This is a genomic window from Nocardioides halotolerans DSM 19273, from assembly GCF_000422805.1.
Lineage (GTDB): Bacteria > Actinomycetota > Actinomycetes > Propionibacteriales > Nocardioidaceae > Nocardioides > Nocardioides halotolerans.
In genome coordinates, this window is record NZ_KE383922.1 from 282,848 (window position 1) to 296,569 (window position 13,722).

The following is a 13,722-nucleotide window of genomic DNA, read 5'->3' on the forward strand; positions in this document are numbered from 1 at the left end:
TGATGGCCCGGTGAACCGCTGGTGGCTCCTCGCGGGGGCGATCGTCACCGAGGTGGCCGGGACGATCTCGCTGCGCGGCGCCGTCGACCACGCCTGGCTCTACGCCGGCACGGTCGTCGGCGAGGCCGCGTCGTTCTACCTGCTCGTCAAGGTGCTGCAGACCGGCATGGCGCTCGGCGTCGTCTACGGCATCTGGAGCGCCCTCGGCGTCGGCGCGACCGCGGTGCTGTCGTCGGTGCTGTTCGACGAGGCCTTCACCGGACCGATGGTGCTCGGGCTGCTGCTGATCGTGGGCGGCGTGGTCCTGGTGGACGTCGGCTCGCACCCGCGGGCGACCGGCAAAGAGGCGGCCTGATGGAGTGGGTCTACCTCGCCTGTGCGATCCCACTCGAGATCGCGTCGACGCTCGCCCTCCGCGTGGCCGCCGCGGGCCGCCCGCGCTGGTACGCCGGGGTCGTCCTCGGCTACGTCGCGTCGTTCGCGCTGCTGTCGCTGGCCCTGCACGAAGGCCTCGGCATCGGTGTCGCCTACGGCATCTGGACCGCTGTCGGCGTCGCGCTCACCGCGGTCCTGAGCCACCGGCTCTTCGCCGAGCCCCTGACCCGCACCATGCTCCTCGGCATCGCCCTCATCGCGGCCGGCGTCGTCCTCCTCGAGACCGGCCACGGCTGACGCCGCCGACCCGCGAGTCGGCGTTCGTGCTGATGAGTAACCGGCCGAGTCGTCGTTACTGATGAGCAGTAGCGCCGACTCGGCGTGTTACTCGTCAGCAGCAACGCCGACTCGGCGTCGACGTCAGCTGTAGTCGGCGGAGACCCGACGGGCCATCTCGAGGAAGGACTGGCGGGAGGCGAGGTTCTCCTCGAGCTCCTTGACCTGCTTGTCGTTGCCGGCCTCGCGGGCCTTGGCGAGGTCGGCCTCGACCTGGGCGATGGCGGCCTCGAGCTGGGTGACCATGTCGTCGGCGCGGGCGGACTTCTCGGGGTCGGACTTGCGCCACTGCTCGTCCTCGACGCCGCGGATCGCCTGCTCGACGGCGCGCATCCGGCCCTCGAGCTCCTTGATCTTCTCGCGCGGCACCTTGCCGGCCGCCTCCCAGCGCTCGGCGATGTCGCGGAGCCCGCGCTTGGCGGCGTCGAGGTCGGTGACGGGGAGCAGCGCCTCGGCCTCGACGAGGAGCTGCTCCTTCACCTCGGCGTTGGCGGCGTACTCCGCGTCGAGCGCGGCGTTCGTGGCGTCGCGAGCGCCGAAGAAGGTGTCCTGGGCGGCGCGGAAGCGGCGCCACAGCTCGTCGTCGACGTCCTTGGGCGCCGGGCCGGCGGCCTTCCACTGCCGCATCAGGTCGCGGTAGCGGCCCGCGGTCGGACCCCACTCCGTCGAGTCGGCGAGCGACTCGGCCTCCTTGACCAGGCGCTGCTTGACCTCGCGGGCGGCGTCGCGTTTCTCGTTCTGCTCCGCGAAGTGCGTCTTGCGCCGCCGGGTGTACGACGTCCGGGCGCTCGAGAACCGCTTCCACAGCGCGTCGTCGCTCGCGCGGTCGATGCGGGGGAGCGCCTTCCACTCGTCGAGGAGCGTGCGGAGCCGGTTGGCCCCGGCCCGCCAGTCGCTGCCCTCGGCGATCTTCTCGGCCTCGGCGACCAGCCGCTCCTTGGCGACCTTGGCCTCGGCGGACTTCTGCTGGCGCTCGGCCCGGCGGGCCTCGCGCTGGCCCTCGATCACCGGCCGCAGCGCCTCGAGCCGGGCGGTGAGCGAGGCGAGGTCGCCGACGGCGTTGGCGTCGGTCACCTGCCCCGAGACGGTCTTGACCGACTCGAGGGCCTCCTCGGGCGACAACACGCCGGAGCGGATCCGCTGCTCGAGCAGCTCGACCTCGAAGGCGAGCGCCTCGAAGCGCTCGGTGAAGAACGTCAAGGCCTCGTCCGGGGTGCCGGCGGGGTACTGCCCGACCGGCCGTTCGCCGTCGGCGGTGCGGACGAAGACGTTCCCGTCCGCGTCGACGCGACCCCATTCGTGCAGCGACCCCTGGCTCATCACTGCGGCATGGTAGTCAACGCAGATGTCCAGGACCTATCGGCCGCCCCCAACCGATGCGCGGGCGTGACCTCCCGGCCTATAGAGTCGACCGGTGCTGATCGCCGGTTTCCCCGCAGGTCCGTGGGGCACCAACTGCTACGTCGTGGCGACGGCGCCCGGCTCCGAGTGCGTGGTCATCGACCCCGGCATGGAGTCCACCGAGGGTGTCGCGCGCGTCGTCGAGGAGCACCGCCTCAAGCCCGTGAGCGTGCTGGTGACCCACGGCCACGTCGACCACATGTTCTGCGTGGCCCCCGTCGCCGGGGCGTACGACGCCACGGCCTGGGTGCATCCGCGCGACCGGCACCTGCTCACCGACCCGCTGGCGGGCATGTCCCCGGAGACCGCCCGGATGATGCTGGGCGGCGACTACACCTGGGAGGAGCCCGACGACGTCCGCGAGCTCGGCGACCTCCAGGAGCTGGAGCTGGCGGGCCTCAGGTTCGTGGTCGACCACACGCCGGGCCACACCGAGGGCTCGGTGACCTTCCGCTCGCCGTACCCCGACGTCGACGAGGTCTCCGAGGTGATGTTCTCCGGCGACCTGCTCTTCGCGGGGTCGATCGGCCGCACCGACCTCCCCGGCGGCGACCACCCGACGATGCTGCGCAGCCTCGCCACCAAGGTGCTGCCGCTGGCCGACGACGTCGTGGTGCTGCCGGGCCACGGCGAGCAGACCACCATCGGGCGCGAGCGCGCCACCAACCCGTTCCTCCTCGACCTCCCCGCACACCGCTGAGCCCATGACCGACAAGCCCACCCCGCTGAGCGGGTTCCCCGAGCTGCTGCCCGAGCACCGCGCCGTCGAGCGGCAGGTGATCGCCAGCCTGTCGCGCACCTTCGAGCTGCACGGGTTCGCCAACATCGAGACCCGGGCCGTCGAGACCGTCGACCGGCTGTCGAAGGGCGGCGAGATCGACAAGGAGATCTACGCACTGCGCCGCCTCCAGGCCGACGACTCCGCGGGCGACTCGGGGCTGGCGCTCCACTTCGACCTCACCGTGCCGTTCGCGCGCTACGTGCTCGAGCACGCCGGCAAGCTCGAGTTCCCCTTCCGGCGCTTCCAGATCCAGCCGGCCTGGCGCGGCGAGCGGCCGCAGGACGGCCGCTACCGCCAGTTCACCCAGGCCGACATCGACATCGTCGGACGCGACGAGCTGGCGTTCCACCACGACGTCGAGGTCGTGCGCGTCATGGTCGAGGCGCTCGACGCCCTGCCGCTGCCGAACCTGTCGTTCCAGGTCAACAACCGCAAGCTGATCCAGGGCTTCTACCGCGGTCTCGGCATCCCCGAGGTCACGGCGGCGATCCGGCAGATCGACAAGCTCGACAAGCAGCCGGCCGAGGCGGTCAAGGCGCTGCTGGTCAGCGAGGCCGGTGCGACCGAGGAGCAGGCCGACCGCTGCCTCGAGCTCGCCACCATCCGGGTCGCCGACACGAGCTTCGTCGAGCGGGTCCGTGCCCTGGCCGACGAGTGCGGCGTCGCCGACGAGCTGCTCGACGTCGGGCTCAGCGAGCTCGCAGCCGTCGTCGAGGGCTGCGCCGGCGTCGTCAGCGACCACGTCACGGTCGAAGCCAACCTGCGGATCGCGCGCGGACTCGACTACTACACCGGCACCGTGCTCGAGGTCTTCATGGCCGGCTACGAGCGGCTCAAGTCCGTCGCCGGCGGCGGCCGCTACGACGCGCTCGCCAGCGACGGCCGGACGACGTACCCCGGCGTCGGCATCAGCTTCGGCGTCTCGCGCACGCTCGTGCCGCTGTTCGGCGACGGCGCGCTCGCGCCCGGCCCGAAGGTGCCGAGCGTCGTCCTGGTCGCCCTCGTCGACGAGGAGTCGCGGGCCGTCAGCGAGGACGTCGCGACCGCGCTGCGCCGGCGCGGCATCGCCACCGAGGTCGCTCCGAGCGCGCAGAAGTTCGGCAAGCAGATCCGGTACGCCGAGCGGCGGGGCATCCCGTTCGTGTGGTTCCCCGGCGAGGCGCACGAGGTCAAGGACATCCGCAGCGGCGAGCAGCAGCCTGCCGACCCGACGAGCTGGACCCCACCAGACGCAGCAACAGAGGAGATCGTGCAGTGATCCGCACCCATGACGCCGGGAGCCTGCGTGCCGAGGACGCCGGCCAGACCGTGACGCTCGCCGGCTGGGTGGCCAACCGGCGCGACCACGGCGGCGTCGCGTTCATCGACCTGCGCGAGGCGAGCGGCGTCGTCCAGGTGGTCATCCGCGACGAGGCCGTCGCCCACCAGCTCCGGGCGGAGTACTGCCTGAAGGTCACCGGCGAGGTGACGCTGCGCAAGGAGGGCAACCAGAACCCCAACCTCGCGACCGGCGACGTCGAGGTCGTCGCGAGCGAGGTCGAGGTGCTCAACGCCTCTGCGCCGCTCCCGTTCCCGATCTCCGACGCTGCGTCGTCGGGCGGCGAGGTGGGGGAGGAGGCACGGCTGAAGTACCGCTACCTCGACCTGCGCCGCACGGCCCCCAACCAGGCCCTCCGCCTGCGCAGCAAGGTCAACAAGGCGGCCCGCGACGTGCTCGACGACCACGGGTTCGTCGAGGTCGAGACGCCGACGCTGACGCGGTCGACGCCGGAGGGCGCCCGCGACTTCCTGGTGCCCGCCCGGCTCCGCCCGGGCAGCTGGTACGCCCTGCCGCAGAGCCCCCAGCTGTTCAAGCAGCTCCTGATGGTGGCCGGCATGGAGCGCTACTACCAGATCGCGCGCTGCTACCGCGACGAGGACTTCCGCGCCGACCGGCAGCCGGAGTTCACCCAGCTCGACATCGAGATGAGCTTCGTCGACCAGGACGACGTCCTCGCCGTGGCCGAGGACGTGCTGGCCGCCGTGTGGGCGCTGGTCGGGCACGAGCTGCCGCGACCGCTGCCGCGGATGACGTACGCCGACGCGATGGCCCGCTTCGGCACCGACAAGCCCGACCTGCGGATGGGCCTCGAGCTGGTCGAGTGCACCGAGTTCTTCAAGGACACGCCGTTCCGGGTGTTCCAGGCGCCGTACGTCGGCGCGGTCGTGATGCCCGGCGGCGCGAGCCAGCCCCGCAAGCAGCTCGACGCGTGGCAGGAGTGGGCCAAGCAGCGCGGCGCCCGCGGCCTCGCCTACGTGCTCGTCCAGGAGGACGGCCAGCTCGGGGGACCGGTGGCCAAGAACCTCTCCGAGACCGAGCTGGCCGGGCTTGCCGCCCACGTGGGTGCGCAGCCCGGCGACTGCGTCTTCTTCGCCGCCGGCCTGCCCAAGCCGAGCCGCGCCCTCCTCGGCGCCGCGCGGCTGGAGATCGGGCGCCGCGGCGGCCTCATCGACGAGGACGCCTGGAGCTTCCTGTGGGTCGTCGACGCGCCGCTCTTCGAGCCCGCCGATGACGCGACCGCGGCCGGCGACGTGGCGGTGGGCGCGGGTGCGTGGACGGCCGTGCACCACGCGTTCACCTCGCCCCAGGACCTCGACACCTTCGACCAGGACCCCGGCTCGGCCCTGGCGTGGGCCTACGACGTGGTGTGCAACGGCAACGAGATCGGCGGCGGGTCGATCCGTATCCACCGCCAGGACGTGCAGAAGCGGGTCTTCGCCGTGATGGGCCTCGAGGAGGAGGAGGCGCAGGAGAAGTTCGGGTTCCTGCTCGACGCCTTCACCTACGGCGCGCCGCCGCACGGCGGCATCGCCTTCGGCTGGGACCGCATCACCGCGCTGCTCGCGCGCACCGACTCGATCCGCGAGGTCATCGCGTTCCCCAAGTCGGGTGGGGGCGTCGACCCGCTGACCGCGGCGCCGGCCCCGATCACGGCCGCACAGCGCGAGGAAGCCGGTGTGGACGCCGTTGCGACGGAAGATCTCCCGGACCCGACCGAATCCGCCTGACGTTTCTCGACCTTCTGAGACCCATTTGTTACCTCGTCCGGTGGCAGATGCGGGTGTCAACTGGTTTACAGTCAGCCGAGTTGCCCGCGTGACAACGCTCGGGTCCCGGAGTCCGTTCGGAGGTGGCTGTGACCCTTGACCGTGGAGAAATGATCGAGCAGGAGTCTGTTCTCGGTCACGACCCGTCGCTCGAGGACCAGCCCGAAGCCGCCAAGGAGATCGCGGGCAAGTCGCCCACCCAGATCGCCCTGAGCCGCCTGCGCAAGGACAAGGTCGCGACGCTCTGCATCGCGGTGATCGTGCTGCTCGTCCTGGTCGCGGTGCTCGCCCCCGTGATCACCCGCATCTTCGGCGTCTACTGGAACGTCAGCGACCCGAAGGCCCCCAACACGACCGACGTGCTGGCCTTCGACGGCTACCCGAAGGTCGGGCCGCCGTTCAACTCCTTCACGTGGGACCACCCGCTCGGCGTCGCCCCGCGCCTGGGCTACGACAACCTCGCCTACCTCGTCTACGGCCTGCGCACCTCGCTGATCGTGTGCGTCGCGGCCACCGTGATCTCCACGATCATCGGTGTCGTGCTCGGCCTGATGGCCGGCTTCTCGCGGGGCTGGGTCGACCGGGTCATCTCGTTCATCACCGACCTGCTGCTCGCGTTCCCGTTCCTGCTCGCGATGCTCGCCCTCTCGCCGATCATCACCTCGCGGTTCTCGACCGACCAGGACAAGCTGCGGATCGCCACGATCACCTCGCTCATCACGATCCTGATCATCTTCGGCTGGATGGGCCTGGCGCGCCTGATCCGCGGCCAGGTCCTCTCGCTGCGCGAGCGCGAGTTCATCCTCGCCGCAGAGGTCATCGGCGTCCCGACCCGGCAGATCCTGTTCAAGGAGCTGCTGCCCAACCTGATCGCGCCGATCGTCATCTCGATCTCGCTGGGCCTGCCCGGGTTCGTGGCCGCCGAGGCCGGGCTGTCGTTCCTCGGGCTCGGGATCTCGGGCTACCCGTCGCTGGGCAAGATGGTCTCCGACGCCGCCCCCTACTACGCCGACTACGGTCTCTACCTCTGGCTCCCCGTCGGCGCGATCGCGCTGCTGACGCTCTCCCTGAACCTCCTCGGTGACTCGGTGCGTGACGCATTCGACCCGAGGACTCGTCGCTGACGCACGTCGGCGACATGGCTGTGGCAGTTCCAACGAAAGGTGAAAAGGCAATGCGCCTGAAGAGATCGGCGGTGGCCCTGGCCACAGCCAGCATGCTCGTCCTCGCGGCATGTGGTGGTGACGGCGACGGGGACGACAAGAAGAGCAGTGACAACCCCAGCGTCGACACGGAGAACCTCGGCAACACGGGCAGTGGCACCGACCCGACCCGTGAGGGTCCGGCGACCATCGAGGGCGCCAAGGAGGGCGGCACGGTCACCGTGCTCAGCTCGCCCGGCCTGACCACGCCGATCGACCCGTCGGACCTCTACTACACCGACACCAACGCGATCCTGACCTCGCTGGTGACGCGTCAGCTGACGCAGTACGCCTACGACCAGGAGAGCGGCCAGATGATCCTGGTGCCGGACCTGGCGACCGACCTCGGCACGCCGAACGACGACTTCACGGAGTGGAAGTTCACGCTCCGCGACGGCATCAAGTGGGAGACCGGCGCACCGGTCACCGCTGACGAGGTCGCCTTCGGCATCATCCGCTCGATGGACGGCAAGACCTTCCCGAACGGGCCCGGCCTCTACTACAGCAACCCGTACTTCCTGGGTGGCGAGGACTACAAGGGCCCCTACACCGCGCCCGACGCGGAGCAGCAGGCGGTCACGGTCGACGGCAACACCATCACGGTGAAGATGGCGAAGCCGTTCCCCGACTTCCCGTTCTATGCGTCGTTCCCGGCCATCGGCCCGATCCCGACCGACCCGGCCGTCAGCGACCCGGCGAAGTACGCCCAGCACCCGCTGTCGACCGGTCCCTACAAGATCGAGCAGTACACCATCGGCAAGACGCTGACGCTGGTCCGCAACGACCAGTGGGACCCCAACACCGACCCGGCTCGCACGGCCTACCCCGACAAGTACGTCTTCAAGGTGGGTCTCCAGTCCGAGCAGATCGACCAGATCCTGCTGGCCGACTCGGGTGAGGCGAAGACCACGCTCGCCTACGACGACGTGCTCGCCCAGAACTACCGCAAGGCCAACGAGACCGGTCGCCTGGTCACCGGTGGCCAGCCCTGCACCTACTTCTACGCGCTCGACCAGCGCAAGGTGCCGGACAAGTCCATCGCCGAGGCGCTGACCTGGGCCCTGCCGTACAACGACCAGATCGTGGCCACCGGCCTGATCCCCGACGTCAACGCGGTCGCGACCCAGAACCTCATGCCTCCGGGCGTCCCGGGCCGTGAGCCCTACGACCCGGTAGAGGGTCACGGACCGTTCCAGACCGACCCGGAGAAGGCCAAGCAGATCCTGGCCGACGCCGGCAACGAGGGCTACGAGATCAAGTTCCTCTACTCGACCGACTCCGACGTCTCGGTGGCCGGCAAGGACGTGCTGGTCAAGGGCCTCGAGGCCGCGGGCTTCAAGGCCACGCCGGTCGCGACCACCCTGGCCGACAGCGTCTCCGACCGTGACGACGTGAACGGCGACATCAACATGCGCTCCTACGGCTGGTGCTCCGACTGGCCGTCGGGTGCGACCTGGGTGCCGCCGATCTTCCAGTCGACCGACCTGGAGGAGGTGGGCTTCGGCACCAACGAGTCCGCCTTCAACAACCCGGAGATCGACCAGAAGATCGAGGACGTCTCCGCCCTCCCGGTCGACGAGCAGCCTGCGGCGTGGAACGACCTGGAGAAGGAGATCATGACGACCTACCTCCCGGTCGTGCCGCGCTACTACGGCGGTGTCGTGCAGATGCACGGCTCCGCGATCGAGGGCGTCGTCATCGACAACACCCTCGGCATGCCGTCGTTCCGCGACATCTGGGTGAACGCCGGCTGACCCCGGTCGACATCCACCAGTAACACCAGTCCCGACGCTCCGGGGCGGGCCGTGCGGCCCGCCCCGGAGCCGAGGGAACCAGATCTCGCGACGGAGGCTCCCCGGCGATGTTGGGCTACATCGTGCGTCGGCTCATGTCGGCCTTCCTGGTCGTCGTGCTGACGTCCATGTTCGTGTTCCTGCTCTTCTTCAAGGGCCCCTCCAACCCGGCCGAGCCCCTGTGCAACCTCAACGGCAAGTGCACGCCGGAGAAGCTGGCGATCCTCACCGAGCAGCTCGGCTACAACGACTCGGTCGTGCACCAGTACGGCATCTACGTCGGCGGGTTCTTCCACGACCGCACCATCAGCTTCGGCCCCAAGTACCACTGCGACGCGCCCTGCCTCGGCATCTCCTTCCGCACCCGCAACGAGGTGACCAGCGAGCTGGTCGAGAAGTTCCCGGCGACGCTGTCGATCGCCGTGGGCGGCGCCTCCATCTACCTCACGCTCGGCGTGCTGCTCGGCACCCTCGCGGCGCGAAGACGCGGCACGCTGCTCGACCGATCGCTGGTCACCTTCAGCGTCACCGTCTCGGCCGTGCCCTACTACGTGATCGCCCTGATGGTCTGGATCTACGTGTCACTCCAGTGGAAGCTGATCGAGGACACGTCCTACCACCCGATCACGTCCGATCCGCTGCACTGGGCGACCGGGCTCGCGTTGCCCTGGGCGGTCATCGGGCTCACCTCGTCGACCGCCTACGCCCGCTACTCGCGCGGCCAGATGATCGAGACCCTGGGGGAGGACTACGTGCGCACCGCGGTGGCCAAGGGCGTCTCCGAGCGAGGGGTCGTGATCCGGCACGCCCTGCGCGCCGCGATCGTCCCGATCATCACGATCTTCGGGCTCGACTTCGCCTTCCTCCTGACCGGCACGATCTTCACCGAGGTGATCTTCCAGATCGACGGCGTCGGCAAGTGGGCCATCCAGGCGCTCCGCTCACCCGTGGACTTCCCGGTCGTCTCGGCGACGGTGCTCTTCGGTGCGGTGATCATCGTGCTCGCCAACCTCATCGTCGACCTCCTCTACGCGGTGATCGACCCCCGGGTCCGGCTCGCATGACCGCCCCCGAGCAGGCCGGCGCGACCGCCGGCACGATGGAGTTCGGTCGCCCGGCCGCGCAGGACGACCCCTACCTGGTCGTCGAGAACCTCACGGTCCAGTTCCCGACCCACGACGGCATCGTGCAGGCCGTCACCGACCTGAGCTACACCGTCCGCAGCGGGCAGACCCTCGGCATCGTGGGGGAGTCGGGCTCGGGCAAGTCGGTCTCGTCGATGGCGGTGCTGGGGCTGCACAACCCCCAGTCGACCCGGCTCTCCGGCTCGATCCGCGTCGGCGGCACCGAGGTCATCGGCGCCGACCAGCAGACGCTGCGGTCGCTGCGCGGCAACGACGCGGCGATGATCTTCCAGGACCCCCTCACCGCGCTGCACCCCTTCTACGCCGTCGGGAAGCAGATCGCCGAGGCGGCCCGGATGCACAACGACATCTCGAAGGCCGAGGCCCGCCGGCGCGCGATCGACATGCTCGACCGGGTCGGCATCCCGCAGGCCTCGAGCCGCGTCGACGACTACCCGCACCAGTTCTCCGGCGGCATGCGCCAGCGCGCGATGATCGCGATGGCGCTGGTCAACAACCCCCAGTTGCTCATCGCCGACGAGCCGACCACGGCGCTCGACGTGACGGTGCAGGCCCAGATCCTCGACCTGCTCCAGGACCTCCAGCAGGAGTACGGCTCGGCCATCGTGATGATCACCCACGACCTCGGCGTGATCGCCGAGGTGGCCGACGACGTCCTGGTGATGTACGGCGGACGGGCGGTCGAGACCGGGCCGACCAAGGCGATCCTCACGCTGCCGGAGATGCCCTACACGTGGGGCCTGCTCAGCAGCGTGCCGGACATCACCGGCGCCACCGACGTACGCCTGATCCCGATCCCGGGCACCCCGCCGAGTCTGCTCAACCCGCCCACCGGCTGCTCGTTCCACCCGCGCTGCCCCCACGTGGACAAGGTCCCCGGCGAGCTCTGCCGCACGACGCTGCCCGAGCTCACCCAGGCCACCCACCCGGGCCACCGCAAGCGTTGCCACCTGGTGAACCCCGACGAGATCTACCTCAAGGAAGTCCTGCCCGAGGCCGCTCCCGACCTGATCGACGAGGAGACCGGAGAGCTGATCCCGGAGCTCCAGGTGCAGCTCGAGGAGATCCAGCAGGAGACCCACGACCACCCCACGAAAGCGCCCGGACGGAGCGCTCCGCGCGGAGGCGACCACGTCCGCGCGGACCCCGAGAAGCCATGACCGACATGTCCATCGAACGTCCCAACACCGCCGTCGCCGGCGGCGAGACCCTGCTCGAGGTCCGCGACCTCGTGAAGTACTTCCCGGTGCACTCCTCCGGAGTGATCCGCCGGGTGGTCGGGCAGGTGCAGGCGGTGGACGGCGTGTCCTTCGCGGTCCCGCGCGGCGGCTCGCTCGGCCTGGTCGGCGAGTCCGGCTGCGGCAAGTCGACGACCGGCCGGGTGATCACCCGCCTCTACGAGCCGACGTCGGGAGCGATGCTCTTCGAGGGCCAGGACATGGCCAGGCTGACGAAGAAGCAGATGCTGCCGCTGCGCAAAGAGATCCAGATGATCTTCCAGGATCCCTACAGCTCGCTGAACCCGCGGCACACCGTCGGCACGATCATCGGCATCCCGCTCCGGGTCCACAACATGGTCCCGGAGAACAAGGTGCTCGACCGGGTGCGCGAGCTGCTCGAGGTCGTCGGCCTCAACCCCGAGCACTACAACCGCTACCCCAACGAGTTCTCCGGCGGCCAGCGCCAGCGCATCGGCATCGCCCGCGCGCTCGCCCTGCACCCCAAGCTGCTCGTGGCCGACGAGCCGGTCTCGGCGCTCGACGTGTCGATCCAGGCGCAGGTGGTCAACCTGCTCCAGGACGTGCAGCGCGAGTTCAACATCGCCTTCCTCTTCATCGCCCACGACCTCTCGGTGGTGCGCCACTTCTGTCCCGAGGTCGCGGTGATGTACCTCGGCAAGATCGTGGAGATCGCCGACCGCGACTCGCTCTACAACCACTCCGCCCACCCCTACACCCAGGCGCTGCTCTCCGCGGTGCCCGACGTGAAGCAGGCGGCCATCGGCGGGCGCCGCGAGCGGATCCGGCTGACCGGCGACGTGCCGAGCCCGATCGACCCGCCGTCGGGGTGCCGGTTCCGCACCCGCTGCTCGCTGGCCCAGGACATCTGCGCGCGGCACGAGCCGCCGCTGATGCAGATCGGGCCGAGGCACAAGGTGGCCTGCCACTTCGCGGGCGAGATCGGCCACCACCCCGCGCAGCCGGTCACCGCGCCGATGTTCGCCGACGGGGGTCCGACCGAAGATGGACGGCGCCTCGAGGAGGTCAGCGGCGAGGTCGGCTACGGCCCGCGGTGGCTCGACCTCGACGCCGGGCACGTGGTGGCCGGAGGGCGGAACGTCACCGGCGGCGGCACCGGCACGACGGACGATCTGCGCACGCAGCCCTGATCGACCGGACGATCGATGGCATCCAACGGTCTCACTCCCCGAGACCAGATCGTTACCGCGCCGCGACTTGCGGCGAGGCCCAGGTCACATAGAGTTCCAGAGCCAGTGGGGCTTGGACCCACGGGTTCACCTTGCGGAAGGGAGACCAGGTGACGCTCACCGCATCGAACCTGGAGTCGCACGGCGACGATCACTTCGTCGACGCGGAGGAGGACGAGCGCTCCGGCAAGGTCGACGTCGAGGGCCGCTCCCCGCTCCGGCTGGCGTGGGCCAGGTTCCGCAAGGACAAGCTGTCGATGGCGGCCCTGGTCGTCACCACGCTCTTCGCGCTCATGGCGATCTCCTCGCCGATCCTCAAGCGGCTCGGCGTGATCGACCCCTACACCCCGCACCAGGACCTGCTCGACTACGCCACCGGCAACTACCCCAAGGGGTTCGGCGGCGGCATGAGCTGGAGCCACCCGCTCGGCGTCGAGCCCGGTCTCGGCCGCGACGTGCTCTCCCGCCTGATGTACGGCGCCACGCTGTCGCTGACGATCGCGCTCTCGGCCGCGCTGATCACGGTCGCGATCGGCACGATCCTGGGCATCATCGCCGGGTTCACCGGTGGGATCGTCGACAGCGCCGTGGGCCGGCTCATCGACCTCACGCTGTCCTTCCCGGCCACGCTGATGCTGCTGGCGCTCTCCGGCGTGGTCGTCGACCGGATGACCGACCTCGGCGTCCCGGCCGGCGCCACCGTCAACGGCCTCTACATCGTGATCGTGCTGTCGGCGTTCGGCTGGCCACCCATCGCCCGCCTGATCCGCGGCCAGGTGCTCTCCATCCGTGAGCGCGAGTTCGTCGACGCGGCGATCCTCATGGGCGCCTCGCGGCGCCGGATCTACTTCAAGGAGATCCTGCCCAACCTGTGGGCGCCGCTCCTGGTCTACTTCACGCTGCTGATGCCTGCCTACGTCTCGGCCGAGGCGGCGCTCAGCTACCTCGGTGTCGGCATCAAGAACCCCACGCCGACGCTCGGCAACGTGCTCGGCGGCGCGCTCGAGTACGCCTACACCGACTTCTTCTTCTTCTTCGTGCCCGCGGCCGTGATCGCCGCCATCGTCATCTCGTTCAACCTCCTCGGCGACGGCGCGCGTGACGCGCTCGACCCGAAGGCCGGCCGCTAGCACGAGCGGCCCCACCACGCTTTCCGCAGGAAAGAAGCGCCGGA

General features: G+C 69.9%; 12 protein-coding genes. 11 read left to right on the top strand and 1 reads right to left on the bottom strand.

Going from position 1 to position 13,722, the window contains the following annotated elements; translation table 11 throughout:
- Nucleotides 1-10: 10 nt before the first annotated feature.
- Together G514_RS0111975 and G514_RS0111980 are read left to right on the top strand one after the other, a co-directional pair.
- Nucleotides 11-355, top strand: a complete 345-nt coding sequence (locus G514_RS0111975; RefSeq protein WP_028651929.1) for a DMT family transporter — start codon at nucleotides 11-13, stop codon at nucleotides 353-355.
- Nucleotides 355-672 (top strand): DMT family transporter, encoded by a 318-nt coding sequence (locus G514_RS0111980; protein ID WP_028651930.1) that lies wholly within the window; start codon nucleotides 355-357, stop codon nucleotides 670-672. Before G514_RS0111975 ends, G514_RS0111980 begins: the two co-directional genes overlap by 1 nt.
- A gap of 123 nt (nucleotides 673-795) precedes the next feature.
- On the opposite strand, the gene G514_RS0111985 is transcribed toward G514_RS0111980, so the two are convergent.
- The gene (locus G514_RS0111985) at nucleotides 796-2,031 is read right to left on the bottom strand and encodes a DUF349 domain-containing protein (protein ID WP_028651931.1); all 1,236 of its coding nucleotides are present in this window, start codon (nucleotides 2,029-2,031) and stop codon (nucleotides 796-798) included.
- A gap of 94 nt (nucleotides 2,032-2,125) precedes the next feature.
- Here G514_RS0111985 and G514_RS0111990 point away from each other — a divergent pair, with 94 nt between their 5' ends.
- From G514_RS0111990 to G514_RS0112030, 9 genes are all read left to right on the top strand, one after another.
- A complete protein-coding gene (locus G514_RS0111990) occupies nucleotides 2,126-2,812 on the top strand; it encodes an MBL fold metallo-hydrolase (protein ID WP_028651932.1) in 687 nt (228 codons plus the stop codon).
- Nucleotides 2,813-2,816: 4 nt separating this feature from the next.
- On the top strand, nucleotides 2,817-4,151 hold the full coding sequence (gene hisS, locus G514_RS0111995; RefSeq protein ID WP_028651933.1) for a histidine--tRNA ligase: 1,335 nt from the start codon (nucleotides 2,817-2,819) through the stop codon (nucleotides 4,149-4,151).
- Entirely contained in the window at nucleotides 4,148-5,941 is a 1,794-nt protein-coding gene (aspS, locus tag G514_RS0112000) for an aspartate--tRNA ligase (RefSeq protein ID WP_028651934.1), read from the top strand. The genes hisS and aspS overlap by 4 nt, the downstream gene beginning before the upstream one ends.
- Nucleotides 5,942-6,090: 149 nt before the next feature.
- Nucleotides 6,091-7,104 carry an ABC transporter permease gene (locus G514_RS0112005; RefSeq protein ID WP_028651935.1) on the top strand — a complete coding sequence of 338 codons (1,014 nt, stop codon included), beginning with the start codon at nucleotides 6,091-6,093 and terminating at the stop codon, nucleotides 7,102-7,104.
- 50 nt (nucleotides 7,105-7,154) lie between these two features.
- Entirely contained in the window at nucleotides 7,155-8,936 is a 1,782-nt protein-coding gene (locus G514_RS0112010) for an ABC transporter substrate-binding protein (RefSeq protein WP_211222124.1), read from the top strand.
- 107 nt (nucleotides 8,937-9,043) lie between these two features.
- Complete coding sequence (locus tag G514_RS0112015) at nucleotides 9,044-10,039, top strand: ABC transporter permease (protein ID WP_028651937.1); 996 nt, start codon at nucleotides 9,044-9,046, stop codon at nucleotides 10,037-10,039.
- 35 nt (nucleotides 10,040-10,074) lie between these two features.
- Nucleotides 10,075-11,280: an ABC transporter ATP-binding protein gene (locus tag G514_RS26460; protein WP_157544812.1), complete on the top strand. Its 1,206-nt coding sequence runs from the start codon at nucleotides 10,075-10,077 to the stop codon at nucleotides 11,278-11,280.
- Nucleotides 11,281-11,285: 5 nt separating this feature from the next.
- On the top strand, nucleotides 11,286-12,509 hold the full coding sequence (locus G514_RS26465) for an ABC transporter ATP-binding protein (protein ID WP_425411444.1): 1,224 nt from the start codon (nucleotides 11,286-11,288) through the stop codon (nucleotides 12,507-12,509).
- A gap of 149 nt (nucleotides 12,510-12,658) precedes the next feature.
- Nucleotides 12,659-13,678, top strand: coding sequence for an ABC transporter permease (locus G514_RS0112030; RefSeq protein ID WP_028651938.1), 1,020 nt, complete (start codon nucleotides 12,659-12,661; stop codon nucleotides 13,676-13,678).
- Nucleotides 13,679-13,722 lie beyond the last annotated feature (44 nt).